Here is a 25,656-nt window from a genome sequence, read left to right on the forward strand (position 1 = left end):
GTAAGAACAGTAACAAAAATGACGAAAAATTACGCATAAACTGCTGGCCGACCGGGGAAGATTGCCTCTAAATTAAGCACTGACTGAATACATTGTGCCGCAGCGGCTTCGTCTGGTTTACGCGGAGCAGGCAAAAGCAGTACATTGTATTGAAACAAAATTACAATAAGAGTCTGTCCGACTACGGAATTTCAGGGACAGGCTAATCCTGCAACGAGGAGAATGAAATGGCGGTTACACAAACAGCCCAGGCATGCGATCTGGTGATTTTCGGTGCCAAAGGCGATCTTGCGCGCCGGAAACTGTTGCCCTCACTGTACCAACTGGAAAAAGCCGGTCAGATTCATGAAGACTCCCGCATTATCGGCGTAGGTCGTGCCGAGTGGGATAAGGCTGCCTATACCAAAGTGGTACGCGAGGCACTGGAAACCTTTATGAAGGAGAAAATCGACGAAGCGCTGTGGGACAAACTCAGCAACCGCCTCGATTTCTGCAACCTGGATGTCAATGACAGCGGTCATTTCCCCCGCCTTGGTAAGATGCTGGACCAGAAAAAACGCGTCACCATTAACTACTTCGCGATGCCGCCAAGCACCTTTGGTGCAATCTGTAAAGGCCTGGGCCAGGCAAAACTGAATGCCAGTCCGGCGCGTGTCGTGATGGAAAAACCACTGGGTACCTCGCTGGCCACCTCACAGGAAATCAACGATCAGGTGGGTGAATACTTCGAAGAGAACCAGGTGTTCCGTATTGACCATTATCTGGGTAAAGAGACGGTGCTCAACCTGCTGGCACTGCGCTTTGCCAACTCCCTGTTTGCCTCCAACTGGGATAACCGCACGATTGACCACGTGCAGATCACCGTGGCGGAAGAAGTGGGCATCGAAGGCCGTTGGGGTTACTTTGACCAGGCCGGTCAGATGCGCGATATGATCCAGAACCACCTGTTACAGGTGCTGACCATGGTCGCCATGTCGCCACCGGCCGACCTGTCTGCGGATCGTATTCGTGACGAGAAGGTGAAAGTGCTGCGCTCCCTGCGCCGCATTGACCACACTAATGTGCGTGAAAAAACGGTGCGTGGTCAGTACACCTCAGGTTTTGTGCAGGGCAAAAAAGTGCCGGGCTATCTGGAAGAAGAGGGCGCGAATAAATCCAGCACCACGGAAAGCTTCGTCTCTATCCGCGTGGACATCGACGACTGGCGCTGGGCGGGAGTTCCTTTCTATCTGCGTACCGGTAAACGTCTGCCGGCTAAGTGCTCAGAAGTCGTGGTTTATTTCAAGAATCCGGCGCTGAACCTGTTTAAAGAAACCTGGCAGGAACTGCCGCAGAACAAACTGACTATTCGTCTGCAGCCGGACGAAGGTATGGACATTCAGATCCTCAACAAAGTGCCGGGGCTGGATCATAAACACAATCTGCAAACGACTAAGCTGGATCTGAGCTTCTCCGAAACCTTCAACCAGTCACATCTGGCCGATGCCTACGAGCGACTGTTGCTGGAAACGATGCGCGGTATTCAGGCGCTGTTCGTGCGTCGTGATGAAGTGGAAGAAGCCTGGAAGTGGGTCGACTCCATTATGGATGCGTGGGCATCGGATAAAGAGCCACCGAAGCCTTATCAGGCGGGCACCTGGGGGCCGGTGGCCTCCGTGGCCATGATCACCCGGGACGGTCGCTCCTGGAATGAAATCGAGTAATTGCCTCTGCGGCTGAAATAAGCGCGTGGCTCTGCCTTGTCCAGGCAGGGCCATTTTTTTCCGCCAGTCACTCTGCGATGATCCGCTGGCTTCACTGTTCACTTTTCGCCTGCTTCTCTCTGTTACTCTCCTGCTTAACTCTTCTTTTGGCACGTAATGCCTACGCCGGTCATTATACCAGTGCTAGTTTCTGCCCTGGACTGCCGTTTTTAACAGGACATAACATGTCTGTGAATGTGGATAAGTATGTGGCTTTCACCGTGGTGAATTTTTTTACGGCCAGCTTCATCATGCTAATCGTCTGTATGATATTTGCCTCCCTGAAGTTTTTCGTCTGTTCTTTGATCAGCATCCTCATCGTGGTGGTATTGCAATATCCTGCCCTTAACCGATGCAAAGGGTGGCTATCCCGGAGTGTGGTCTTTTTCCTGTCGATGAACGTATTTTTGTTTATCTTAGGGGTTGTGGCCAGCTTAACCCTGGGCATATCGTTGGATAATGTTGATGCGGGATTGAAGATGATATATATCGGCAATGTTTTCGGCGTTTTTTTTGCCGGTATTGGTCCGATTGGCTATCTTTTGATACTGCTGGTCAATATCAGTTTGCGGAAACATTTTTTTGATTAGGCGGAACGCTCTCAGTCTCCTCCCGGTCAGTGTTGCAGGCACCCGAGCCGATCCCTTACCCAGGCTGGCTGATAGCGGGGAACCGCCATACGGAGCGTCACCACCGGGTGCCGATGGTCTGCTGGCCTGGCGCGGCGTTAACGGCTACCCTGAACCTGCGTCACCTGTCAGTTTACCTTCATCGTAGTATCGCGCGACTAACAACATCGCACGGCACGCAGGCATAATTTCCCTGCTGGCGCTGATCTTCACGATGCTGTTGCCGCAGCACTCCGGCCTGTTGTCTTTAATAAAATAATAGTTCATAAAAAATGAACCTGCATTTTAGGAAAATACATCGCGGCGTAGACGCCTGCGGCCTTTCTGCTGTAAGGTAACGGACACAGCGATAGTCTTGACGCAAGATGTGTCACTTTTTTCCTGCAGCGCACCATCCTGGCGGCGGGCAGGTCAGACAGGAGAAGGTCACCGATGAGTTACTGGAAAACAAGTGCAGAACAGATCCTCACCACCGGGCCGGTCGTTCCGGTGATAGTGGTGAACAAGCTTGAGCATGCGGTGCCGATGGCAAAAGCGCTGGTAGCCGGTGGGGTGCGGGTGCTGGAAGTGACGTTGCGTACTCCCTGTGCGATGGATGCACTGAGAGCGATGGTCAGAGAAGTTCCGGAAGCGATTGTCGGTGCAGGTACGGTGCTTAACGCGCAGCAGCTGAAAGAAGTGACCGACGCCGGGGCGCAGTTTATTATCAGTCCGGGCCTGACGGAGCCGCTGCTCCGGGCCGCTTTAGACGGTTCTGTTCCGCTGATCCCCGGCATCAGTACCGTATCTGAACTGATGACCGGTCTTGATTACGGTCTGCGTGAGTTTAAATTCTTCCCGGCGGAAGCCAACGGCGGAGTGAAAGCCTTGCAGGCTATTGGCGGTCCGTTCCCGCAGGTGCGTTTCTGCCCGACGGGCGGCATCTCACCGGCCAACTACCGTGACTATCTGGCGCTGAACAGCGTGCTGTGTATTGGCGGATCCTGGCTGGTGCCCGCCGATGCGCTGGAAGCCGGCGACTATGACCGCATTACCCGCCTGGCGCAGGAAGCGGTGGCAGGCGCCACGCGTTGAGTCAGCAGGGGCGGTTAATCCGCCCCTGAAGCGTGTGCGGATTAACCGATGACGTTGACGCTGGCAGCGGCACGAATGGCGCGCTGTATTGCATCATCAATGTCGCTGCCGGTTGCCAGCGCCACGCCCATCCGACGCTTACCCTGAATCTCTGGCTTACCGAACAGGCGCAGCTGTAACCCTGCACCCAGTGCGGCAGAGAGATTGGCAAACTGCACGTTGCTGCTGTTCAGTTCTGGCAGGATCACCGCAGAGGCCGCCGGGCCGTACTGGCGAATACCGCCGATGGGCAGGCCGAGGAAGGCGCGCACGTGCAGGGCAAATTCGGACACGTCCTGCGAGATCAGTGTCACCATGCCGGTATCGTGCGGGCGGGGCGACACTTCACTGAACACCACGTCATCACCGCAGACAAAAAGCTCAACGCCAAACAGACCGCGTCCGCCCAGGGCATCCACCACCTTGCGCGCAATATCCTGTGCGCGCTGCAGGGCGAGATCGCTCATCTGCTGGGGCTGCCAGGACTCCCGGTAGTCACCGTCTTCCTGGCGATGGCCGATGGGCGCACAGAAATGGATGCCGTCCACCGCGCTGATAGTCAGCAGAGTAATTTCAAAATCAAACTTCACCACGCCCTCGACGATCACGCGTCCGGCACCGGCACGGCCACCCTGTTGGGCATAATCCCAGGCGGCATCCAGCTGGGAAGCGTCACGAATAAAGCTCTGACCTTTGCCGGACGAACTCATTACCGGTTTAACGATGCACGGCAGGCCAATTTCTTCTGCTGCCGTCAGGAAGGCCTCGCGGCTGTCGGCGAAACGGTAGCTGGAGGTCGGTAGCGCCAGCTCTTCCGCTGCCAGACGGCGGATGCCTTCACGGTTCATGGTCAGCTTAGCCGCACGGGCGGTGGGCACAACGTGTTGACCCTGCTTTTCCAGTTCAACCAGCATATCGGTAGCGATAGCCTCAATCTCCGGCACCACGAAGTGGGGTTTTTCCCGGGCGATAAGTGCGGCCAGCGCGGCACCATCCAGCATATTGATCACATGGCTGCGGTGGGCAACGTGCATGGCCGGAGCGTCGGCATAGCGATCCACGGCAATCACTTCCACACCCAGACGCTGGCATTCCAGCGCCACTTCTTTCCCCAGCTCACCCGATCCTAACAGCATTACACGTGTGGCTTCAGGGCGTAGCGCCGTTCCAAGAGTTGTCATAATCGATACCTGAATGGATTGAAAAAATCGGCCGCAGTATAAACGAAAACGTTTGCGTACGCATCCCGCAGTTTAGGGTTGAGTCAGAAAAGCGGCGCTGATATACTGTATAAAAATACAGTTAAACAGGACGGAAATCATGGCTGTTGAAATCAAGTACGTTGTCGTCAGAAAAGGTGAGGAAAAGATGACATTTGCCAGCAAAAAAGAAGCGGATGCTTACGACAAGATGCTCGACCTGGCAGAAGTCTTCGCCGACTGGCTAATCGCCAGCAAGCTGGAAATGGAAGAGCAGCAGGGCGAAGCGCTGGGCCTGTTTATGGCAGAAAACAAAGATGCCCTGCAGCAAATATTGCGTAGCGGAAAGCTGCCGGAAGACAATTCCGTTGCCGGTGACAGTGAAGAGAATGCCGAAGGCAAGCTGCGGGCGGTTAAATCGGCCTGATTCGCCCATGACATCAAATCTATCCCTGTACAGTGGCTGACTTTATTTCGGTCAGCCTCCCTGACGTTATTTTCCGCTGCCCGCCAGTGCCGAACGAAAGCCCGTTACCCTTCCTGCAGTAAATTCTGTAACGATGCCATCGCCGCGTCTGCCGTCTGCGCCGGACAGGCCGCCTGACGGGCATCGTTAAACACCTCCAGCCCCAGCGGCCCCTGATAGCCGATCTGCTGCAAATGCTGCAATAACGCCTTCAGGGGGTAGTGTCCTTCACCGGGTAACAGGCGCTGATGACGGGCGGTATCGACCAGCTGTTGCGCATCCGGCTGCCAGTCCAGGTCTGAGAGCTGCACCAGAAAGATCCTGTCTGCCGGAATTCCCGCAAGATCTGCCAGAGTTCTCTGCCGCACAAACAGGTGAAACGCATCCACCACCAGCCCCAGATTCTCGGCGTCAATCTGCCGCACGCGCTGCCATGCTTCGGCGGGATTAGTGACGTGACGACTCCAGGCCATCGCTTCATAGGCGATACGCAGGTCATGCTCCGCCGCCTGCCGGACCAGCCAGCGCAAATCCTCGTCAATGCGCTCTTCGCAACTCAGTGGGTGTGTCGAGGCGGGGACCAGCAGCGTCGTGGCACCGAGATGCTGCGCCGTCTTCATCATCGTCAGTGCTTCCCGACGCTTATCATCGCGCAGGCCGTCAGGGGCACCGTCAAAATCCAGGAGGACCTGATAGTCTGTCAGCCCCAGCGACAGCGCCTGGCACAAATCAGCCAGTGCAGGGGTCCCTCCGGCCGCATGGTCCACGTCCTGTTGCCACAGTTCCACCTGGTCAAAGCCGGCCAGGGCCGCCGCCCGCAGTTTCTCTTCGCTGCTGCCACCAAGCAGGATGGTATTAATAAATAACGGGTTTGCTGTAAATGCCATGGTTACCGTTTCTCCTCTGCGGTTGATGCCGTTTCAGGGTAGGTGCATTCGACTGTTTTAACAAACCTTACGCCTGCCAGGGGACAGACGTGGCGGAATGAGTCCGTAATAACCGGAAATTTTACAGCCTTTGCATCGTTTGACGTTTCCTGACGTGGGCTGTTCTATTGTGGTGTTTTAGGGCAAAAAAGGACTGACTTATGAGTAACTGGCTGCAACAGATTCAGACGGTATTAGGTAAAACAGGCAAATCTTCCGGCGGCGGCGAAGGGCTGAGTAAAATGCTGGCACCCGGAGCGCTAGGGGGGCTGGCTGGTTTGTTGATTGCCAGCAAATCCTCACGCAACCTGCTGATGAAGTATGGCAAAAATGCCGTCATCATCGGTGGCGGCGCTGCTGCAGGTGCACTGCTGTGGAATAAGTACAAGCAGCGCGTCAGTGAAACGCATCAGGATCAGCCTGGTTTCGGCCAGCAGAGTTCTCCCGTTGATCGCCGGGCTGAGCGACTGATCGAGGCGCTGGTGTTCGCCGCCAAAAGCGATGGGCATATCGACAGCGATGAACGTAAAGCCATTGATGAACATATCCATCAGTCCGGGCTGGGGGCGCAGGGTGAACAGCTGGTGCAGCGCGCCATCGATTCTCCGCTCGATCCACAGAAGCTGGCCGTGGACGTGAAAAATGAAGAAGAGGCGCTCGAGGTCTATTTCCTCAGCAATCTGGTGATCGACGTTGACCATTTTATGGAGCGCAGCTATCTGCAGGCGCTGGGTGATGCGTTGAAAATTCCACAGGATGTGCGTGAGTCGATTGAAACTGACATTCGCGCCGAGAAACAAAAACTCCCCGCCTGATCCGGACGCGGACGGTTAACGTCGTCCGCGTAGCCCCGTTAAAAATTGCGGCCAGTCTCGATAACTGCTTGGCAATCAGCGCGCTTGCTGCCAACCTTACAGACAGGCACAGCAACAGCGAAGAGACCATGACACCTCCAAAAGCGAAAAAAATCCCCCATACCCTGTCGTTGCACGGCGATACACGAACTGACCACTACTACTGGCTGCGCGACGACGAGCGTGAAGATCCTGAGGTGCTGGCCTACCTGCGTGAAGAGAACGCCTTCTGCGAGCAGCAGTTGCAGCCGCAGAAGACGCTACAGGCTGAGTTGCTGCAGGAGATTATCGATCGCATTCCGGCGCGTGACCACTCGGTGCCTTACGTTAAGCGTGGCTACCGCTATCAGAGCCGCTATGAAGAGGGGAACGAGTACACTATTTACGCCCGCCAGCCTGCCGGGACGACGACGCCTGAGCAGTGGGATACGCTGCTGGATGGCAACCTGCGGGCAGAGGGACACGAGTTCTATACGCTCGGCGGTGTGGCCATCAGCCCGGATAATCAGATCATGGCGGTGGCGGAAGATTTTCTCTCGCGTCGGGTATACGGCATTCGGCTGTGTCATCTGCAGAGCGGGGAGTGGTATCCGGAGGTGCTGGAAGGGGTATCCTCCGCAATGGCGTGGGCCAGTGATTCACAAACTCTCTACTATGTACTGAAGGACAAACAGACGCTGCTGCCTTACCAGGTCTGGCGGCATACACTGGGTACGCCGCAGCAGCAGGACCAGCTGGTCTATGAAGAGCAGGATGACACCTTTTATGTCAGCGTCTATAAAACCACGTCAGAAGCGTACGTGGCGATTGCCCTTGGCAGCAGCACCACCAGCGAGATCCTGCTGCTGGATGCGGCACAGGCCGATGCCCAACCCCGTCTGTTCTGTGCGCGCCGTAAAGATCACGAGTACAGCGTTGACCACTACCAGGACCACTTTTACGTGCGCTCCAACCGTGAGGGCAAGAACTTCGGGCTGTACCGCACCGACAAGGTGGAAGAGCAGGAGTGGCAGGCCCTGATAGCCCCGCGTGACGCGGTGGTGCTGGAAGGCTATACGCTGTTCCGCGACTGGCTGGTGGTGGAAGAGCGTGAGCAGGGGCTGACCCGTCTGCGCCAGATCCACTGGGCGAGTAAAGAAAGCCGCAGTATCGCCTTTGACGACCCGGCCTACGTGACCTGGATTGGCCATAATCCGACGCCCGACAGTAGCAAGGTACGTTACGGCTACTCTTCCATGACCACCCCGGATACGCTGTTTGAACTGGATCTGGACAGCGGTGAACGTGAGGTGCTGAAGCAGACCGAGGTTAAAGGCTTTGATGCCAGTAGCTATCGCAGTGAACGCCACTGGATCACCATGCGTGACGGCGTGGACGTACCGGTATCACTGGTTTACCGTAAGGATCGCTATCTGCCGGGGACGAACCCGCTGCTGGTCTATGGTTATGGCTCGTACGGCAGCAGTATGGATGCCGATTTTAGCGCCAGCCGCCTCAGCCTGCTGGATCGTGGCTTTGTTTTCGCACTGACCCATATCCGCGGCGGCGGTGAGATGGGACAGCAGTGGTACGATGATGGCCGCCTGCTGAACAAGATGAACACTTTCCACGACTTTATCGATATCACCGATGCATTGATCGAAAGACAGTACGGTGACCCGGAAAAACTGTACGCGATGGGCGGAAGCGCGGGTGGCCTGCTGATGGGTGCGGTGCTGAATATGGCCCCGGCGCGTTTTCGCGGCGTCGTCGCTCAGGTGCCGTTTGTTGACGTGGTCACCACGATGCTGGATGAAAGTATTCCGCTCACCACCGGCGAATATGACGAGTGGGGCAACCCGGCGGAAGAGCAGTATTATCACTACATTAAGCAGTACAGCCCCTATGACAACGTCACGGCGCAGGACTACCCGCATCTGCTGATAACCACCGGCCTGCATGACTCACAGGTGCAGTACTGGGAACCGGCAAAATGGGTGGCAAAGCTGCGGGAACTGAAAACCGATGACCATCTGCTGCTGTTGCATACCGATATGGATGCCGGCCACGGCGGTAAATCAGGGCGTTTCAAAGCCTATGAAGGGGTGGCGCTGGAATATGCGTTTCTGATCGCGCTGGCAACCGGCCTGCTGCCGGCAACCGCTTAATCTACCGCGCTTAACGCCCGCTGCATCGCGCTGCGTAAGTCGGGTTTCAGATCCGGGATGTTTTTTAACATCCACTTTAGATATCCCGGGTCTGACTTCGCTACATCATCCACTTTCTGCCCACGATATTTCCCGAATGGGAACGTATTGAACGACCCCTTGACGTTTATCCGGCGGATCATTTCCGGCGCATCCCAGCCGCTGAACGACATAATACGGATCAGCAGCGCGGCGGTGACATAACAGTCGTACAGGGCGCGGTGTGCGTGCAGGTCGGCAGGCGGGGTAACCTCCAGCTGCAGGGCCTCGCGCAGTGCCTGGTTACTGTATTTCAGACCCGGCCACAGGCGGCGGGAGAGGGCCATGGTGCAGATCCATTCCCCGTGCATTTCCGGCAGCATACGCCGGTCGAAGCTGGCATTATGTGCGACGTAATAGGGGCTGCCGTGATAACGGCTGATGGCCTGTTCAATCGTCGGTTTGCCCCGCACCATCGCTTCCGTAATCTTATGTACCGCCATCGCCTGATGACTGATAGGCCGGTCGGGTGAGATCAGATCGCTCATCGGATTGACGATCTGCCCGGCAATCACGTCCACCGACGCCACCTCGACAATCCCCCCCTGCAGGCCGCAGGTTTCCGTGTCTATCACGCGTAACATAATTTCTCCCGTTTACAGAACCGACGGGCAGGGTAACGAATGCGCCTCCCCTTGCCAATGATTACCGTCACGGCGGGCGATAATCAGCTGCTCTCCCTCGCCACCCCGGATCACCTGGTGGCCCTGCGCATCCCAGAAGGCACTTTTTCCGGCGCACTGATAACCACCTGTAGGCCAGGCGTGGTTTGCCATCAGTACCGCCATTTTATACTCCCGTGACCAGCGGGCCAGATGACCGCAGTCGGTGTCATACCCTTTCTCCGAGACCAGCACGCTGGTGGCATAGAGGTCGGCTCCACGAACTGAAGCATCCCGGGCAAACTCTTCAACGCTGATATCGGCACAGATGGCCATGGCGACCTGATGATGCTGATAGCCAAAAATCGGCACCGTATTGCCGGGGGTGAAAATCTCTTTCTCCGGACCAAAAAGGTTACGTTTGCTGTAGGCAATGCGGGTACCATCCGGCAGGAAAGTCAGGGCGGAAAGACGAACGTTATCGTCTGCTTTTAACGGCAGTCCGATGCTGATCCCCATCTGATGCTCCTGCGCCGCCACAGCAAAAGGGTGCAGCAGCGCATCGTCTACCGAGAGGGCCAGATCGGCCACCAGCGGGAGCTCGTAGCCCGTCAGGGACAGTTCGGGAAACATCAGCAGATCCACCCCCTGGGTGGCAGCCTGTTCTACAAAATCAAGATGGTGCTGGATATTCCAGGAAAGGTCACCCGGACGCGAACCTGACTGTGCTGCTGCGATAGTCCACTGGGACATAAAAGCTCACCGTTAAAGGGATGTTTAATGTCTTATCTCAACCGAAGCGGTAATAAAATACAAGCCACTATTTTGGCTTCGGTTCATACGGCAGACGTGAGAGAGACAGCGAAGCCTGGCGATAGTGGGTTAACCGTTCACGAAACCAGTCATGCAGCGCTTCGGGCTGCTCACGCAGCACCATTTCCGCGATAACCGGCATATTGTAGCGCTCTTTAAATGCGACCCCAGCGGCCGCCAGATCGACATTGACCTTGTCTTTTTCGTCCTGCGGCAGCGTGGCCAGATTGTAGCTCATGGTTTTCTCCCCCTGTTAAGGGGCAAAAAATAATGCAGAAGACACGGATTAGCAAGCCCGGTGAGCCATTGATCGTCGCTCTTACCTCGACACCTGTTTTTAAGCGGGGTATCCTTTCGGCCTCAGCAGCCAGGGGCTGCGTCCCGCTAAGGAACATTGCGACATATGCGACACTTCTTCAGGGTTTCCGGCGTACTGATCGCCGCTCTTTTTGCCCAGCAGGCTTCCGCCCACGCCCATCTGAAAAGCCAGTATACGGCGGTGAATCCGGCCGGCAGCGAATGGCCTGAATCGCTGACCATCACCTTCAGCGAAGATATTGAACCCGCGTTCAGTGGCGTAGAGATCAGTCGTACGGACAAACAGCCCGTCGAGCAGCTCAAAGCCGCGCGCGACCCGCAACAGCACAACACGCTGCGCGTGCAGTTTAAGCAGCCGCTTTCCCGTGGGGAGTATGCGGTGAAATGGCACGTGCTGTCGGTGGACGGCCATAAGACGAAAGGGAATTACACCTTTAGCGTGAAATAAGATGGCGCTGACCAGCTTCTATATTCTGTGCCGCTGGCTGCATTTTGCTGCACTGATGTCGCTGGCCGGAGCAGCGATATATATCGCGTGGCTGGCCCCGGAGCGTTACCGGACCCACCTTGCGCAGCGGCTGATGCCGTCAGCCATCGTCGCCTGCTGGCTGGCGCTGCTGAGTGCGGTGCTGCTGCTGGCAGCACAGACCGGTCAGATGGGCGACGGCTGGCAGGATACGCTGGATCCCGACGTCTGGCTGGCCGTCCTGCAGACGCAGTTTGGCCGCATCTGGCAAGGGCAGCTGGCCCTGGCGCTGCTTGGCTGCCTGAGCCTGACGTTACAGGGGGAGCCACGCCAGCGTACGCTGCTGATCTGCGCGCTGTTTCAGCTTGCCGGGCTGGCTTTTACCGGTCACGCGGCGATGCTGGATGGCTGGGTTGGCCTGTTTCAGCGCGTGAATCAGATGGTGCATCTGCTCAGTGCCGCCTTCTGGGCGGGCGGGTTGCTGCCGCTGATTATCCTGATGCGCGACGCCCGAAGCCCGGGGCTGCGTCACGATGCCGTGGTGACCATGATGCGCTTTTCGCGTTACGGGCACCTGGCCGTCACGCTGGTGGTGGTCAGCGGCGCGATCAACGCGCTGCTGCTGTTAGGCTGGCCGCCTGCCAGCTTCCGGCTTTACAGCCAACTGCTGGTGGTAAAAACGCTGCTGGTCGGCGCGATGGTCGCGATTGCCCTTTATAACCGCTACTGCCTGGTGCCGCGCTTTCAGCGCAGTGCGGGTGGGGCGGAGCAGCGGTTTATCACCAGCACGCTGGTGGAGGTTGGCCTGGCGGCGGCGGTACTGCTGGTGGTCGGAGTGTTCGCCACGCTGGAGCCTGCCTGAGCGGGCAATGGCCCGACAGGTTATTCCTGTTCAGTAAGTGTTTTATCGTTTGAGGTATTAACTAAATGAAAAAGTTGGCATTTTTATGCATCGCTCTTGGCATCAGCGGCAGTGCCGCAGCCGGTATTGAAACCGTTAGCCGGTTCGATATGGGCAAAGATAACTGGCCGTTCGTGCGTGAAGAGATGATGCTGAGCTGTGAAAAAGGGAACGTGCTGCTGGCGATTAATGACGGCACGCTGGTGCAGTATCCGCTCAACGCCGCCGCGGAAGAGAAGGTGAAATCCGGGCAGATTAAAGCGGGATTCCCGATTGAAAAAATCCTTGCGGATGATCCGGCCAACCCGGGACATAAAAAGAGCCTTGCCCCGATCGTGGCCCGTGCGGAAAAGCTCTGTCGCTGACCGCCCTGAGCAGGCATCTCCCACAGGAGGTGCCTGCAACCCGTTGGCCTTCCCTACGCTGACCCCCCTGACCGTTTCTGCCGCCGCGATCACAACGCTGATAATCCGTCCCCCGGTTGGGCTGCCTGCCGCTGGAAAACCCCTGCGTCTGGTCTATCTTTTAAAGTGCAAGGCGAATCGCCTGCAATAATGCCAACTTTTAGCGCACGGCTCTGAAAAGAGCCATTTCCCTGGACCAAAGACAGGAATCGTCTTTGGTCTTTTTTTGGAAGGTGCGCTAAAACAATCACTTAGCGTTAAATCAATAAGTTACATCCCACCCTGTTGCACTCCATTACACCCTGTAAGAATCCCTGTAGACAATTTGTAGTCATTTTATCGGGCCATTCTTGCTAATGGATTATTGCTCACAGCCTCTTCCAGATGGTCGGGTGCAAAGTGCGCATAGCGCATCGTAACGCGGATATCAGAGTGCCCAAGAATCCGTTGCAGTACGATGATATTCCCCCCGGCCATCATAAAATGGCTGGCGAAGCTGTGGCGTAAAACGTGGCTCATTTGACCTTCTGGCAGTGTTATCTCTGCAAGCCGTATTACGCGATAAAACTGGCGGTAGCATTCAGAAAAGAATGGGCCTTCTTTATCCTTCAGATCGTTATAAAGTTCATCACCGATCGGCACAGTACGATTACGTTTTCCCTTCGTGTTGATAAAGGTGATTTTGTTCGGGGATATCTGACTGGATTTCAGCCCGGCCGCTTCACTCCAACGCGACCCGGTGGAAAGGCATATCCGCACTATTAATGTTAGTTCTGGATTGCCGTGGAGGTCGCATGCAGCTAATAAACGTTTAATTTGTACTTCGGTTAGCCAGGCCATTTCCTTTTCAGGCTCTTCGAATTCGCGAATATTTTTGAGAGGGTTGGGGTAGGTGATCTCGCCCAGGCGATCCAGTTCATTAAACACCGCTCTTAAGAAACAGTGTTCACGATTAACGGTTCCAACGCTAACCTTGAGAGATTTTTCACTGGTTTTATAGCCATTTTCAATCAGTCCGCTTAAGCGACGTTCGCGGTAGTGCGCCCAATCTTTTGCAGTAATTGCAGAGGCTATCGGATCGTTTAAGCCACGACAGATGATGTGCAGCTTACCTAGCCGTCCTTTCTTGTCACCTAATGCGCAGCCATGAAGTCTGTACCAAAGGTCGATAATTTCACTAAGTTTACGCCGATCCTCTTTCTCTCCCAGCCAGGGCTTTGCTTTCGCTTCTTCTACTTGGTAGCGTTCAAATGAGAGTGCTTCGGCACGGGTTTTGAAACTTTTTCTGATTCGTTTTCCTTCGCGACCGTTTGGATAAAAATCGCATAACCATTTCCCGTCCGTTTGCTTTCTGACAGCCATCTTGTTGCCTCAAGAAAAAGCGACAAAATACTGTATATAAAAACAGTATTCAATGTTTGTTTCTTCGGAAGCATACATAAAAAAACCCGCATTCGCGGGTTTTATCAATGGAGTAGAGAGGGCTGGCTTTCATGGCTGGTGTAAAGCGGTACCTTGTTAATAACGCCAGGCGAAACAATCACCCCCGCTATGGATTCATGGGTTTTAAAAGTACAACTGCAATTGATGTTTTGACACTGGTGATAACGTTCTTTTGTCTCGCGTGAAAGATAACGGCTGCTCTTAGCGTGGGCCGCTGTCTGGCAAAGAGGGCAATGCATCATGATAAAACCTACCGTAAGCATGAATGGGGGAGGGGATGTATGGATATTGCATAATCAAACCTTAATTTGCAAATACAAGTTATGCTTAATTTTGCAAACATCTTATTCACCTCCTTTCCCTGCAACCTCATAACCCACATCAGATAGCAACACTTCGAATTCCAGCGTCGTCGTAAAGCCGCTTCCGCTCAGGCTGTGCGTTACCTTGCTGATGATCCACGGTTGCTGGTCGATCACCGATTTAAACCCGCTCACCTTTACCGGGGTTTCCGGGAACAGGTCGGCGCGCCCCATCGCCATGGTAACTGAGAATTCAGCAACGCCGCGCTGCAGCTTCGACCACTTAGCCTGTGCGGCGCGCATTGCTGCGGCTTTTGTCGCATAGACCGTCGTGATGGCAAAAACGTTATCCTCACTCCCGGCCATATACTCACCCTCTTTGGCCTCGACGGGCTTTGCCGCTGTCGTGGCTTTAGCTTTGGGTTTCTTCGCCGCCGGATGCTGTAGCGCCCTCATATGCTTCACCTTCGGCTTTCGCTGGATCTTAATCTTATTGGTTTTCGGCTTCGGGTCTTTGGTATGCAGCCAGCTTGCGGTAACCCCGGTATACGCACCGCGATCCGCAATGCTGAAACTGTGTCGATCACCATCCTGACGGGTAATGGTCATCTGAGGGATAGGCTTACCGGCGGCGGTAACCCCGCCACCCGGTTTGATGAACAGCAACCGCCCGGCCTTAATGGCGGCCACGGCACCGTTTAACGTGGCGATGCGCGTCAGGAAAGCGGCATCCGTCTCCTGCGTCTGGTCGATGTGGCTGACCTTCACCGCCGCCAGCCCGTCACCCATCATCGGTTTGAGGTCATTACGCGTGGCAACCTGGGTGATTACCTCACCCAGGGTTGTGTCGTGATAGGACACTTCACGCCGGGAATTGAGTGAGCCGCGAAAATCCGCACTGCGCGCCCGGATGGTCATTGCATCCGGCGCGCCGTGATGCTCAATCTCGTCAACCGTAAAGTCGCCTTTACCAATCAGCGGCTGGCCTTTCCAGCCGAGAAACAGTGAGATCACCGCGCCGCGTGGCGGCATGGCCAGTTGCCCGTCGGTATCATCCAGCTCGATATCAAGCTGATCCGCATCAAAGCCCCGGTTATCGGTCATCGTCAGTGATATCAGTCGCGGGCTGATATCAGCGGTCACGTCCTCTGAATTGACCTTAACCATAAATGCCGGACTGAGCACGGCACCGGCAGGCATGGCAAGACTGCTGATCCCGGTCATCCGATTAACCCCCCGGCCTGACTGATAAGGTTGCCCGCCGCCGTTTTGACGCTCGCCATTGCCGATGTGACCTGGCCCGGCAGCGAACCTGCCCCGCTCATCAGCCCGTCAGCCTGCTTTTTCAGGTCGCCAAACATCGCCGTCAGCGACTCATCAACGCGCAGCATATTCAGTGAGAACATGATTTTGCTGGCCGAGCCATCAGAATAAAACTCACTACTGGTCGATGAGTAATTTTCAATCACATACATCCCGTAAATTGTCCCGTTCCCGCCAATCAGCGGCCAGGCGCGACCTTCGTCAGCAATCAGCTTGATGGTCAGCATGGAGATAGCCCCGCCGGTGATTTCCGGGCGCAGCTCACCCGACAGCGTAATCTTCTCATCACCCACGCCGATAAACTGCGCCGAGGCGCGCTGACCGACGCGGCTGTTTGTCGGCCAGCGGTAATCGACGGTCTGCTGCAGCTCGTTGTACGGCAGCGTTTGGCGCATAAACGGGATCAGCCCGTAAATCATCATCATCGGTTAATCACTCCCATCCCATTTTGGTTTTCTGCGCCGCACGCTGATTGCGATCGTCACGTTGTTTTTGCTGCGCTATCAGCGCCAGCGCATCATCTTTGCTGATACCCGGCGGCATGTTGATGTTGTAGGTATCATTGCTTGTGCTGTTGTTCGTGTAACCGCCGCCTGCAGGTGCGGTAACGGGCCGGTATCCTGCGCCCCCGCTGGCAAGGTTGTACTGCATCCCGGGATACTGAAACCCGACGTCACCGCCGGTGGGGGCATCGGTCGGAATGTTGTCTTTAAGTTTTTTCGACTTATCGTCAACCATACCGAGCTTTTCCAGTACCCAGTCAATGCCGTTCTGCAACTCCGTCAGCGGTGACAGTACGAACTTGATCCCGGCGGCCAGCAGCTCACCAAACTGTTTGCCCATATCACCCGCCGCTTTCAGTTCATCCTGGGTTAACTTGACCGGCTCCAGCAGCCCCTTGAACTTGTCCCATACCCAGCCGAGCTTATCCCCCAGCCAGTCAAACACCGGCTTGAGCGGTGCAAAGGCGTCAGCTATTGGCCCCATTGCGGCGGTGAATCCGGCGGCCATCCCTTTCAGAAACTCGCTGATAGGCTCCCAGTATTTACGGATAAGCAACGCGCCCGCGACGATGGCGGCGGCCACCAGAACAACCGGAAGAGAGATAGCGCCGAGCGCGGCAACAATCATTTCCCCGGCAACGCTGAAGGCAACGCCCATTTTGCCGCCGATTGAGATGATCGTATTGATACCCGAAATCACCGGCCACGACGCAAGGCCAATCGAACCCAGCGCCCCCAGCAGCGCCACCCCGGCAACGGCGGCTTTTGCCATGCCACCCGCCAGTTTAGGGTTGTCCTTAATCCACCCATCTACGGTAAGCAGAAACTTTGTTGCGCTCTGCGTCAGCGACCGCAGCGAGCTGTCCAGCCCGTCGAACAGGTCAGTACCGACAGCCTCCCACGCCGACTGAAGTTCCTTAAAGTCGCCGCCGAGGTTGTCCTGCTGGATTTTGACAAGCGCCGACGTGCTGCCGTCAGACTTCTGAAAAGTACTTGTCAGCTCGTCAAGCAGCCCGTTTGAGGCGGCTTTCATCAGCGTCACTGCAGACGATGCCGCCTCTTCGCCGAAGATGGTCTTCATGTACTCAGCCTGCTGCGACGAGCCGAGGCGGTTCTTTTCAAATGACCGCTGCATCTCTTTCAGGATGGTGAAGAAGGGCCGCATGTTGCCCTTGCTGTCGGAGGTTTTAACGCCCAGTTCCTGAATAGCCGTTCCCGCCTGCCCGGTCGGAGCCTGCAGGCGCAGCAGCATAGCGCGCACCCCGGTTCCCGCCATGCTTCCGGTTGTGCCCGCTTTCGCCAGCGCGCCGATCATGGCGGTGGTCTGCTCGACGCTGACGCCTGCGTTTTTCGCCACCGGTGCGATGTAGGTCAGTGCATCGCTCAGGCCGTCAAAGTTGGCGGCGGTTTTGTTCAGCGTTGCGCTGATCACGTCGCCGAGGTGGGCCACTTCGCTGTTAGCCAGGCCAAAGGCGTTTTTGGTACTCATCAACAGCGAGGCACTTTCTTCCATGCTGCGGTTGTTTGCCAGCGACATATCCAGCGTGACCGGCGTCGCCGCCTTGATGTCATCCACGCTGCCGCCTGATTTGGCGATAATGATCTGCGCCTGCGCGGCATCGTTGGCCGATGCGGCGGTGTTATCACCGATGCTGCGCGCCTGCGTGCGCAGGGACTGAAACTCTGCCGAGTCTTTATCAAGGCCGAGCGTTGCCTGCAGCGTGGAGTTAGCCAGCGCGAAGTCGTATCCCGGCCTGAGTACCGCAGCACCGGCCACCGCGCCCACCGTGGCGGCACCCAGCGCGGCGGCACTGCCGTTGCGCACCTTTGAGGACAGCTCCTGCCCCTTGCGGTAGCGCTCGCTGACGCGGTTGAGCTGTTCCTGCTTCTGACTGAGGCGCTGCAGCTCCTGCTTTTGACGGCTCAGGCTTACTGTGGCCTGCCCCGAGCTGCTTTTCAGCCGCTGCTGCTCGCTGCTCAGGCTTTTGGTTGAAATCCCTGCGGCGTTGAGCGCTTCGCGCTGCTGCTGCACAGACAGGCGCAGGGCGTTGCTTTTGGTCTGCAGCTCCGACGCGGCCCTGCGCGCCGCGTCCAGCGCACGGGCCTGCTGCGTGGTCGGACGTTCAGTGTTGCGGAACTGCACGGCCAGTGCGGCGGCTTCTTCCTTCGCGCCTTTCAGCGACTGCTGTGTGACGGCCAGCTGGCTTCTGGTCTTGCGGAAACCGTCAATCTTCGCCGCCTGCGCATCCAGCGCTTTAATGTTGGCCTGCGTTTCGCGGATGCTGCCCGAGAGCTGTTTGGTTTCGGCATGGATGGCTTTGAAGGGGCGGGATGCCTGATCAACGGCTTTCAGCATCACCTGCAGCTTGAGGTTGTTACTCATCGGGGTTTACTCCGCTGCGGATCATGGCCTGATGCCGCCAGTCGAGCAACTCGGCCAGCGGCATGACGTACATTTCAGATGGGGGCCAGTGAAAAATCGTGGCAATGTCGGCCATCAGGTCATTGACGGTCAGCTTTGCGGGCCAGTCTACTCGTCCGATTTCGGTGACAAAAAACCAATCACCGTCCCGGCCATTGAGATCAGGTCTTCCGGGGCCAGATTCAGGCACTCCGCTTTCGTCAGTGCTGGCTGGCTAATGCGGGGCAGCACCAGCAACAGCGCATCCACGTCCGATCCGGCAAGGTCTGACAGACGGACGCCACGCAGCGCGCCCGCGTTAGGCTTAATCAGTTCCACCTGGCTGATTTCGGTTTCACCGCGCTTAACGGGTGAGGCAAGTACAACAACGTTTTCTCTCTGTTCCATTTAATTTATCTCTGCTCATAAGGGGTAAGGGCCAGCGCCGGGCGCTGGCGTCAGGATTAAATCAGGCCGAGGTTTTTGCGGCGCTGCTCAAGCCGGTCAACGCCGTTCACCTTTTCAACCATGTTCACGGTGTCGATCTCGATCAGCTCTTTACCGTTCCAGGTGAGTTTGAAATAGGTGTTTTTGGTGGTGATTTTGGTTTCGGTATCTTCGCCCTGCTTGGCTTCGCCAAAGTCAAACGCCTGATGACGACCGCGCACCTCAATCTCGACCGCAATTTCCTCCTCGGTATCGTCGCGCTGGTAAGAGCCGGTAAAGCGCAGCGGTACTGCGCTGCCGCCCCACTGTGACAGCACCAGATCGTCAACGCCGCCGATAGTCCACTCCATATCCAGCGCGTCATCGTCCAGGCCGTTATCGATAAAGCCCGCGCCGTTCATGCCGCCGCCGCGATAGGTGTCCAGCTTGCGCGACAGCTTAGGCAGCGTGACGGCGGTGACGACGCCCTGATAGCTGTTGGAATCATTGAAGAGGTTCAGCCCCTTCAGCTTGCGAGGTAATGCCATTTATCCGGCTCCTTAGCTGTTGACGGATGCGGCGAAGTTCGCCAGATAGGTGTCGGTGATGCGCTGGCGCAGTGTTAAATCTTCCAGCGGTGGCACCGGCGTATAGTCGTAATCAATAAAGAGTTTGCCTGCTTTCAGTGTTTCCTTATCGTTCGCGGCATCGTCATACCAGCAGCTGGCCCCCAGCAGATAACCGGCGCTGACCATTTCGCGGAATTTGGCATTGATGCCCGCAATAATGTCCTTCACCAGCACCGGGGTCAGAGGCTTATCATTGGCCCACATATGCGCCTCGGCCATCGTATCGGCCAGCACCTGCGCGGTGCGGGTGTAGTTTTCAAAGGCGAACAGCGGATCGTCACTGCAGGTGCGGTTACCCCAGAAGCGAAAGCCATCTTTGCGGATAAGCGTTGTGACACACGCCTGGTTAAGCAGGTCAGCATCAGTGCCGACCTGCTGCAGATCCCAGAACACTGACGCGGAAACCCCGGTCACGCCATTGACGCCGACGTTTGACAGGGTTTTATGCCAGCCGGTGTCGTTGTCGATTTTGGCACGCAGGCCCAGCGCCCGCGCCGTGGCGTAAGCGATATCTGACGCGTTGGCGGTGGTGTTCCAGGCGATAAAGTCAGGCCAGATAACCATCAGCTCACGCTGGCTGAAGTTCTCGCGATAGAGCATCGCCTCTGAGATGGTTTTGCAGCCGTGCGCGGATACGTAGCCAAAGGCCCGGAGCTGCTGACAGACACTGGCAAGCGCCGTTGCCACCTCCAGCGAGTCGAGGCCCGGCACGCCCAGGATGCGCGGCTTAACGTCAAGCTGCGTCTGCGCACTCAGCAGCGCTTTCATCCCGGTGTATTTTCCGTTCTCATCGGTGCCGCCGATGATGTTAGAAATGGTTTCGGCTTCCGTTTCACCGGCGGCCACGCGCACAACTACCGTCACGGGTTTTGACTGATCGGCAATCGCCTGCAGTGACGCCGCGAGAGTGCCTTTTTTTCCTGCTTTGGCGACAGCGGCCTGCACGTTTGTCAGCAGAACGGGTGTATTGAGGGGGAATGTGGCGGCGTCGGCATCTTCTGCAGTGCAGACCATGCCGACAATCGCGGTTGAAACGGTGGAGATGGTGCGCGTGCCGTCGTTGATTTCGACGACACGGACACCGTGGTGATAATCTGCCATCTGTAGCACTCCAAATAAAAGGTGTGCTCAGATTGTCAGCTCACGCGGAGTGTTGCATGTTGTTGCGGCTTGCTGGTCAGTGAACAAGCATTGTGGCATCTATCGTGAAACTACGGGTATTTCTGGCCAGCTTATCTTTGCATCTTCATGCGTGACGCGGTTAAGCAGGACGCGGTAATTTTTCCAGGCTTTCAACATGGCGGCTTCGTCGTCAGTCTGTATTCCGAGATCTTCAGCATCCTGCAATGGCGCGATAGCCGTAGTTGCCTGAGCCATTAACGATTTAATGCGGGAATTCGTTTGCGCTATTAACTGTTCATCCGTGGGCGGTGGTGGGTCCGTCAGCACTGGATGCCCATCACCACCGGGCGTAATGACCTTGCCAGCTGACTGCCCGGCAAACAGAGCATTGTAGGCTTCATCACTGATTTCCACTAAATCATCCGGCCAGCTGCCCGCCTGTTCGTATTCATCCCGCAGGATAGCAGGATAAAAAGCATTATTTTTTGCGCTATAAAAATACATATTAATATCCTATTGCCATCCAGCAGCCGCCCATAGACCAGCCGCCAGTCGTGTTTCCAAGCATGAACCTTACGCTGGCTCTGTTATTCAGATCTGTGTATTCAAGAAAAGCATCCAGATCCACATTCTCGGAAGCGTTAGAAATAATCCCGCTCACGCTGCGAACCGCATTGGGAAAAGCGACCGGAAATGTGACGGGTACAACCCTTTCACCGTTGCCTGCCGGAATCTGCCCCCACTGGATGATTAAGCCCGTGCTTCCGCACTTCCACCACCCATTTACCGCTTTAGAGGCTGTATTCATCGGTGCTTTTGCGTTAACGCGGGAATCTACTTCTGCTTTCGTATAAGCCCCAACATTTGAGGCAGGAATGGCAATATTAGACTGTCCGTCAAACGCGACACCTGCAATTGAGCGAGCTGTAGCCAACTTAGTTGCTGCAACAGCGGTGCCGCCAGCTGGCAGCGCACCGATCTCTCCCGGCGAAGGCTTATTCGCCGTATCATAAACCTTCGTCCAGGCAGTCCATGATCCAGCGTAATAGGTTCTGATATATTGCCGGGAACTGTTATAAATTCTGTATACCTGAGTTATCCCAGCGTGCTTGTATACCTCCATAGATCCCGCCTGAGCTTCTGGATAATTAGCACCACTTGAGGCCTGTGTGTTTGCAGGTTGAAAATATAAGCCGGGAACTGTGTAGTTGTTTAGATTTTGTGCATCATCAATAAGTACAGAGAGTGGAAAAATCACTCCCGGAGTGGGTTTATTGCCCGTGTGATAAAATTCATTCCATGTATTCCACGTTTTAGAGTCCCCGTTGCGAGTCCTGAAAGCAGCCCTTGCGCCATCGCCGTTATATTCCGCGACAATCTGGGTATTGTAACCGTTGCCCAGCCCTGAAAAATCTAACAGTGAACCCGTAAATGGCGGAGAATTGGGCACGTTGTTGTAAACGAAACTGGTTGCGTTTGGTGGGAGGTCATTGGCATTGCCTACGTTACCAACTGAGGGGTTGCCTTGCGCGCGTACTGTAGTTACTGCCAGGGCCTTAACATCTGTTGCAGTGAGGGTGACATCCGACGCCAGCGACAGCCCGTTGACCTTGCGTAAGGATGGTACGCGTCCGTTGGCGTTATTGTTGGCGTTGTCCGCTGCAGTCATTGCTGCAGCGACCTGTTTATCCGTCTCCGCTCTGGTGTACGCCCCGACGCTCGCCGCCCCGAGGGTAATATCCGACGTCAGTGCCATCCCGTTAACTTTGCGTGAGGCAGGCACGCGGCCATTGGCATTATCGTTCGCGGCCTTTACTGCTTTTGGCGTGGCGGCGCGGGTTTCATCTTCGCTGATGGTGCTGCTGAGGAGGGCAAACCCTCTCTCACTCAGCGTCGCATCGGGGTGGTTACGCGACTGCTCATGCTCATCCAGTCGGTCGTTAACATACTCCTCTGTTGCAAGCGAAATGCTGTCATCAATCAGCAGCGTGACAGCGCTGGTATCAGTGACGCTCAACACCATGCGCAGCGTCTGGGTGCGCCCCGATCCCTGCTCAAGCGACGGCTTATAGGTTTCTGCCATGTTACACACGGCCATCAGCGAACCGTCTGAGGCCAACAGCCCAAGCTCACGCATCCAGAAGCCACCGACGCTGGCCGGAGCTATGGCTTCGGCGATTAGCCAGTTCTTGTTTTTTGCATCAACCTTTAGCGAATTGAGCCTTACCCGCCAGACTTCATTAACAAGGTGGGTCTGCGAGGCGTCGGGGACAGTTGGCTCGCCGTTACCGTCACCGACAACCATAGTGATAATGTCTGCTTTATTGCTTCCCTGAACGGCAGCGGCGATACGCGCCTGACCGGTCAGGGTGACGATTGACTGGAATTTCTGCGCCATAATTAACCCGGATAGATAGTGGTTGTCTCAGCGTCACATTGCGCAGCGCCGATATAAATCACGCCCTGAATATCCTGCGTGATGGTAAGGCCGATAAGATGACGGCTGACGGGCCTGGCATCAGCAATCATGCGCTCCATTTCGAGATACATCTTTTCGTCAATGCCCGATTCAAGCACGCCAATCTCAAGCCTGAACGTGCCCGGCGCGTCGCCGGTCTGCCACCATTCAGTGACGGTGATCAGGTAGCCCAGCGGCTCGACCACCCGACGTACTGCGCCGAGGGTGCCCTTGTGGCGGTGCAGGGCCGCAGATGACGCAACCACGCTGCGCTTGGTCGCCTCACTCCAGTTGGTATCCCATCGGTCAACCGACCACGCCCAGGCGAGATAGGGCAGCAGTTCCACCGGGCAGGTCACCGGGTTCCACAGCTTGCGCAGTGGTACGGGCGTTTTTTCAATCACGGCGCAGGCTTCAGCCGCTGCCACCTCCAGCGCTGTCGAACCGGTTGGCAACAGGCGATCACTCATCAGAACCCCCGACGGTGATGCTGTACCCGCTGCAGTAACCGGCCTGGGTTTTATCCAGCACCACATCCTCAGCGGGTGCGTTCAGCTGCACCCGCTGCACACCCTCAACGTGAAGCGCGGCATACAGGGCTGACTGGCGAATATCACGCCCGAGGCGGCGCTGCGCGGAGACAAACGCCTGCAGCTTAGCCTCGGCGGCGGCGCGCACCGGCTCGGCTTCCGGCCCCGGATAGATGTACAGCACGGCGTCCACGCTGTAGTTAACGATCGCAGCTGACTGCACGGTTAAGCGGTCGGCCACCGGGCGCACGTTCTCGTCATTCAGCGCGGCATCCACCACGGCCAGCAGGTCAGCAGCAGCCACGCCGTCAGCCTCGCGGGAAAGCACAGTGACGGTGACGCACGCGGGCGACGGGCTGATCGCCGTGGCATCTGATACGCGCCCGTCAGCGCTTTTGGCGTGGAACTCATACGCTCCGGTTGGCCCGGCCACGCTCAGCCCTTCAAACGCCGAAGCTACGCGCAGGCGGAAATCATCGTCACTTTCCATGACGGCGGCGACCGGCGGGATCGCGCTTTTGTCTGCCGCCGTCAGCATCAGGCGTGCAACGCCGTTATTCGCGCCGAGCTGGTCAAGGTCCGCACCGGTTGCCCAGGCGACCATGTTTGCTTCTGCCGCCTCGTTGACGCGCTGGCGCAGAATGACCTCGCGATAGGCGTTCTCCTGCAGCAGCTTAACGATGGGTTCCGATTCAAGCGTCAGGGTGCGGGCGATAGCCTGCTGCTGATCTGGCGGGTAAAGCGAAATCAGCGTGGCCTTGCGCTCGGCCAGCAGGGTTTCATAATCCAGCGTTTCCACCACGTCGGGCGCGGGGAGCTGGCTCAGGTCAATGGTTGCCATAGGGTTAGCTCACGGGAACGGTTAGGGAAAAATTCTGCAGCGAGTCGGTACGGGCGCCGGTGATCTCCACGACCATCCTGCCGTTGAAATCCGGGTCAAAGCTGATGGCGGTGAGTTTTACCCGCGGCTCCCATTGCAGGATCGCCATATAACACGCCGACATAATTTGCAGGCGCAGCGCGTTGTTGTTGGGCTGGTCAATCAGCGCGGACAACAGCGAGCCATAGCTGCGGCGCATTACCCTGGAGCCAATCGGCGTGATCAGAATGTCACGCACCGACTGCCGGATATGTTCGATATCTGCCGCCTGCAAGCCCGTATCCCGGTTCATGCCGCTGTATTTTGGCGCAGTCATTTTGGCCCGTCCGTACTGCTGCTGCCGCGCTCGATGCCGCCGTGTGTGTGGCTGTGTGACACAACACCATTGGATGTGAAGCTGCCGCCGCTGTGCGTAACATTGCCTTTCATGGTGCCGCCCCCGGTAAGTTCAAAACTGGCCGCTTTGAGCTTTTGGGTGCATTCAACCAGCGGGCTGTCGAGGGTGATTTTTTCGCTGGCGTTGACCAGTACCGTGGAGGTTTTCACCGTGACCGACTCTGCAGCCTCAACCGTGGCGGTTTTCATCCCGGTAGCAATCAGTGCGCCGGTGGCGGGTTCGTATTCGATCACCGCACCGTCAGGGAATGACCAGTGAAGCGCGTCAGCCGAGGCGGCCGGGGCCGGGTTGTCATCGGAGAAAACAGCGGGCATGACAAAGCCGGTATCAAGCTCGCCGCCGAGACATAAAATCAGCACCTGCTCGCCCACCGACGGGGCATTCCAGGAGCGTGTTTTACCGGCACGGGCGGTCAGCCAGTGCAGCCAGTCAGTTGAGTTGTTTCCGGTATCCACACGACAGGTGCCGTCGTCGAGATTGACGGCGGATACAGTGCCGAGGCGGATCAGGTTGCGCAGCAGGCGCAGAATTTCGGGAGTTTGTGAGTTCATCTAAGCATAATGCTTTTCAAAAATGCTTAAATG

Annotated in this window: 29 protein-coding genes; 9 read left to right on the forward strand and 20 right to left on the reverse strand. The window is 56.4% G+C overall.

Annotated features, from left to right (window positions below):
* Positions 1–227: 227 nt before the first annotated feature.
* From zwf to K6L24_RS09475, 3 genes are all read left to right on the forward strand, one after another.
* Positions 228–1,703, forward strand: a complete 1,476-nt coding sequence (gene zwf / locus K6L24_RS09465; protein WP_062746267.1) for a glucose-6-phosphate dehydrogenase — start codon at positions 228–230, stop codon at positions 1,701–1,703.
* Between the two features lie 224 nt (positions 1,704–1,927).
* Complete coding sequence (locus tag K6L24_RS09470; RefSeq protein ID WP_062746265.1) at positions 1,928–2,332, forward strand: hypothetical protein; 405 nt, start codon at positions 1,928–1,930, stop codon at positions 2,330–2,332.
* A gap of 471 nt (positions 2,333–2,803) precedes the next feature.
* Entirely contained in the window at positions 2,804–3,445 is a 642-nt protein-coding gene (locus K6L24_RS09475) for a bifunctional 4-hydroxy-2-oxoglutarate aldolase/2-dehydro-3-deoxy-phosphogluconate aldolase (protein ID WP_191927364.1), read from the forward strand.
* A 41-nt stretch (positions 3,446–3,486) separates the two neighbouring features.
* Here the strand turns inward: K6L24_RS09475 and purT are convergent, their stop codons facing one another.
* Positions 3,487–4,665, reverse strand: coding sequence for a formate-dependent phosphoribosylglycinamide formyltransferase (gene purT / locus K6L24_RS09480; protein WP_222682225.1), 1,179 nt, complete (start codon positions 4,663–4,665; stop codon positions 3,487–3,489).
* Between the two features lie 139 nt (positions 4,666–4,804).
* Between purT and K6L24_RS09485 the strand changes: the two genes are divergently transcribed.
* Complete coding sequence (locus K6L24_RS09485) at positions 4,805–5,110, forward strand: YebG family protein (RefSeq protein WP_118664018.1); 306 nt, start codon at positions 4,805–4,807, stop codon at positions 5,108–5,110.
* A 104-nt stretch (positions 5,111–5,214) separates the two neighbouring features.
* Here the strand turns inward: K6L24_RS09485 and K6L24_RS09490 are convergent, their stop codons facing one another.
* Positions 5,215–6,036, reverse strand: a complete 822-nt coding sequence (locus tag K6L24_RS09490) for a sugar phosphate isomerase/epimerase family protein (protein WP_118664019.1) — start codon at positions 6,034–6,036, stop codon at positions 5,215–5,217.
* A gap of 200 nt (positions 6,037–6,236) precedes the next feature.
* On the opposite strand from K6L24_RS09490, the gene K6L24_RS09495 reads away from it, so the two are divergent.
* Both K6L24_RS09495 and K6L24_RS09500 read left to right on the forward strand, forming a co-directional pair.
* Complete coding sequence (locus tag K6L24_RS09495) at positions 6,237–6,890, forward strand: tellurite resistance TerB family protein (RefSeq protein WP_062746254.1); 654 nt, start codon at positions 6,237–6,239, stop codon at positions 6,888–6,890.
* A 128-nt stretch (positions 6,891–7,018) separates the two neighbouring features.
* Positions 7,019–9,076 carry a S9 family peptidase gene (locus tag K6L24_RS09500; RefSeq protein WP_118664020.1) on the forward strand — a complete coding sequence of 686 codons (2,058 nt, stop codon included), beginning with the start codon at positions 7,019–7,021 and terminating at the stop codon, positions 9,074–9,076.
* On the opposite strand, the gene exoX is transcribed toward K6L24_RS09500, so the two are convergent.
* The 3 genes from exoX to K6L24_RS09515 all read right to left on the reverse strand — a co-directional run bounded on the left by exoX (position 9,073) and on the right by K6L24_RS09515 (position 10,807).
* Entirely contained in the window at positions 9,073–9,738 is a 666-nt protein-coding gene (exoX, locus tag K6L24_RS09505) for an exodeoxyribonuclease X (RefSeq protein WP_062746249.1), read from the reverse strand. The two genes, K6L24_RS09500 and exoX, sit on opposite strands and share 4 nt — an antisense overlap.
* 12 nt (positions 9,739–9,750) lie before the next feature.
* Complete coding sequence (locus K6L24_RS09510; RefSeq protein ID WP_062746246.1) at positions 9,751–10,509, reverse strand: carbon-nitrogen hydrolase family protein; 759 nt, start codon at positions 10,507–10,509, stop codon at positions 9,751–9,753.
* A gap of 67 nt (positions 10,510–10,576) precedes the next feature.
* Positions 10,577–10,807 (reverse strand): DNA polymerase III subunit theta, encoded by a 231-nt coding sequence (locus K6L24_RS09515; RefSeq protein ID WP_062746245.1) that lies wholly within the window; start codon positions 10,805–10,807, stop codon positions 10,577–10,579.
* Positions 10,808–10,972: 165 nt separating this feature from the next.
* On the opposite strand from K6L24_RS09515, the gene copC reads away from it, so the two are divergent.
* The 3 genes from copC (at position 10,973) to K6L24_RS09530 (ending at position 12,619) form a co-directional block, all read left to right on the forward strand.
* Positions 10,973–11,335, forward strand: a complete 363-nt coding sequence (gene copC, locus K6L24_RS09520; protein WP_062746242.1) for a copper homeostasis periplasmic binding protein CopC — start codon at positions 10,973–10,975, stop codon at positions 11,333–11,335.
* 1 nt (position 11,336) lies between these two features.
* Entirely contained in the window at positions 11,337–12,215 is an 879-nt protein-coding gene (gene copD / locus K6L24_RS09525; RefSeq protein ID WP_118664021.1) for a copper homeostasis membrane protein CopD, read from the forward strand.
* Between the two features lie 65 nt (positions 12,216–12,280).
* Complete coding sequence (locus K6L24_RS09530) at positions 12,281–12,619, forward strand: YebY family protein (RefSeq protein WP_118664022.1); 339 nt, start codon at positions 12,281–12,283, stop codon at positions 12,617–12,619.
* A gap of 375 nt (positions 12,620–12,994) precedes the next feature.
* On the opposite strand, the gene K6L24_RS09535 is transcribed toward K6L24_RS09530, so the two are convergent.
* The 15 genes from K6L24_RS09535 to K6L24_RS09605 all read right to left on the reverse strand — a co-directional run bounded on the left by K6L24_RS09535 (position 12,995) and on the right by K6L24_RS09605 (position 25,623).
* Positions 12,995–14,020 carry a phage integrase gene (locus tag K6L24_RS09535; protein ID WP_222682226.1) on the reverse strand — a complete coding sequence of 342 codons (1,026 nt, stop codon included), beginning with the start codon at positions 14,018–14,020 and terminating at the stop codon, positions 12,995–12,997.
* A 104-nt stretch (positions 14,021–14,124) separates the two neighbouring features.
* A complete protein-coding gene (locus K6L24_RS09540; protein WP_187509036.1) occupies positions 14,125–14,343 on the reverse strand; it encodes an ogr/Delta-like zinc finger family protein in 219 nt (72 codons plus the stop codon).
* 102 nt (positions 14,344–14,445) lie between these two features.
* On the reverse strand, positions 14,446–15,627 hold the full coding sequence (locus K6L24_RS09545) for a phage late control D family protein (RefSeq protein ID WP_222682227.1): 1,182 nt from the start codon (positions 15,625–15,627) through the stop codon (positions 14,446–14,448).
* Positions 15,624–16,151 (reverse strand): phage tail protein, encoded by a 528-nt coding sequence (locus tag K6L24_RS09550; protein WP_222682228.1) that lies wholly within the window; start codon positions 16,149–16,151, stop codon positions 15,624–15,626. Before K6L24_RS09550 ends, K6L24_RS09545 begins: the two co-directional genes overlap by 4 nt.
* Positions 16,152–16,158: 7 nt before the next feature.
* Positions 16,159–18,612 (reverse strand): phage tail tape measure protein, encoded by a 2,454-nt coding sequence (locus tag K6L24_RS09555; protein ID WP_222682229.1) that lies wholly within the window; start codon positions 18,610–18,612, stop codon positions 16,159–16,161.
* The gene (locus K6L24_RS09560) at positions 18,605–18,727 is read right to left on the reverse strand and encodes a GpE family phage tail protein (RefSeq protein ID WP_187509040.1); all 123 of its coding nucleotides are present in this window, start codon (positions 18,725–18,727) and stop codon (positions 18,605–18,607) included. The genes K6L24_RS09555 and K6L24_RS09560 overlap by 8 nt, the downstream gene beginning before the upstream one ends.
* A 32-nt stretch (positions 18,728–18,759) precedes the next feature.
* Positions 18,760–19,038, reverse strand: a complete 279-nt coding sequence (locus K6L24_RS09565) for a phage tail assembly protein (protein ID WP_222682230.1) — start codon at positions 19,036–19,038, stop codon at positions 18,760–18,762.
* Between the two features lie 56 nt (positions 19,039–19,094).
* A complete protein-coding gene (locus tag K6L24_RS09570) occupies positions 19,095–19,604 on the reverse strand; it encodes a phage major tail tube protein (protein ID WP_222682231.1) in 510 nt (169 codons plus the stop codon).
* Between the two features lie 12 nt (positions 19,605–19,616).
* Positions 19,617–20,786 (reverse strand): phage tail sheath protein, encoded by a 1,170-nt coding sequence (locus tag K6L24_RS09575; protein ID WP_222682232.1) that lies wholly within the window; start codon positions 20,784–20,786, stop codon positions 19,617–19,619.
* A 99-nt stretch (positions 20,787–20,885) separates the two neighbouring features.
* Positions 20,886–21,311: a tail fiber assembly protein gene (locus K6L24_RS09580; protein ID WP_187509044.1), complete on the reverse strand. Its 426-nt coding sequence runs from the start codon at positions 21,309–21,311 to the stop codon at positions 20,886–20,888.
* 1 nt (position 21,312) lies between these two features.
* Positions 21,313–23,205, reverse strand: coding sequence for a phage tail-collar fiber domain-containing protein (locus K6L24_RS22300; RefSeq protein ID WP_245006730.1), 1,893 nt, complete (start codon positions 23,203–23,205; stop codon positions 21,313–21,315).
* A 2-nt stretch (positions 23,206–23,207) separates the two neighbouring features.
* Positions 23,208–23,735 (reverse strand): phage tail protein I, encoded by a 528-nt coding sequence (locus K6L24_RS09590; RefSeq protein WP_222682233.1) that lies wholly within the window; start codon positions 23,733–23,735, stop codon positions 23,208–23,210.
* A complete protein-coding gene (locus K6L24_RS09595) occupies positions 23,728–24,636 on the reverse strand; it encodes a baseplate assembly protein (RefSeq protein ID WP_222682234.1) in 909 nt (302 codons plus the stop codon). The genes K6L24_RS09590 and K6L24_RS09595 overlap by 8 nt, the downstream gene beginning before the upstream one ends.
* A gap of 4 nt (positions 24,637–24,640) precedes the next feature.
* Positions 24,641–24,991 (reverse strand): GPW/gp25 family protein, encoded by a 351-nt coding sequence (locus K6L24_RS09600; protein ID WP_222682235.1) that lies wholly within the window; start codon positions 24,989–24,991, stop codon positions 24,641–24,643.
* Complete coding sequence (locus K6L24_RS09605) at positions 24,988–25,623, reverse strand: phage baseplate assembly protein V (RefSeq protein ID WP_222682236.1); 636 nt, start codon at positions 25,621–25,623, stop codon at positions 24,988–24,990. Before K6L24_RS09605 ends, K6L24_RS09600 begins: the two co-directional genes overlap by 4 nt.
* Between the last annotated feature and the right edge of the window lie 33 nt (positions 25,624–25,656).

This window comes from Erwinia persicina, assembly GCF_019844095.1.
GTDB classification, from domain to species: Bacteria; Pseudomonadota; Gammaproteobacteria; order Enterobacterales; family Enterobacteriaceae; genus Erwinia; species Erwinia persicina.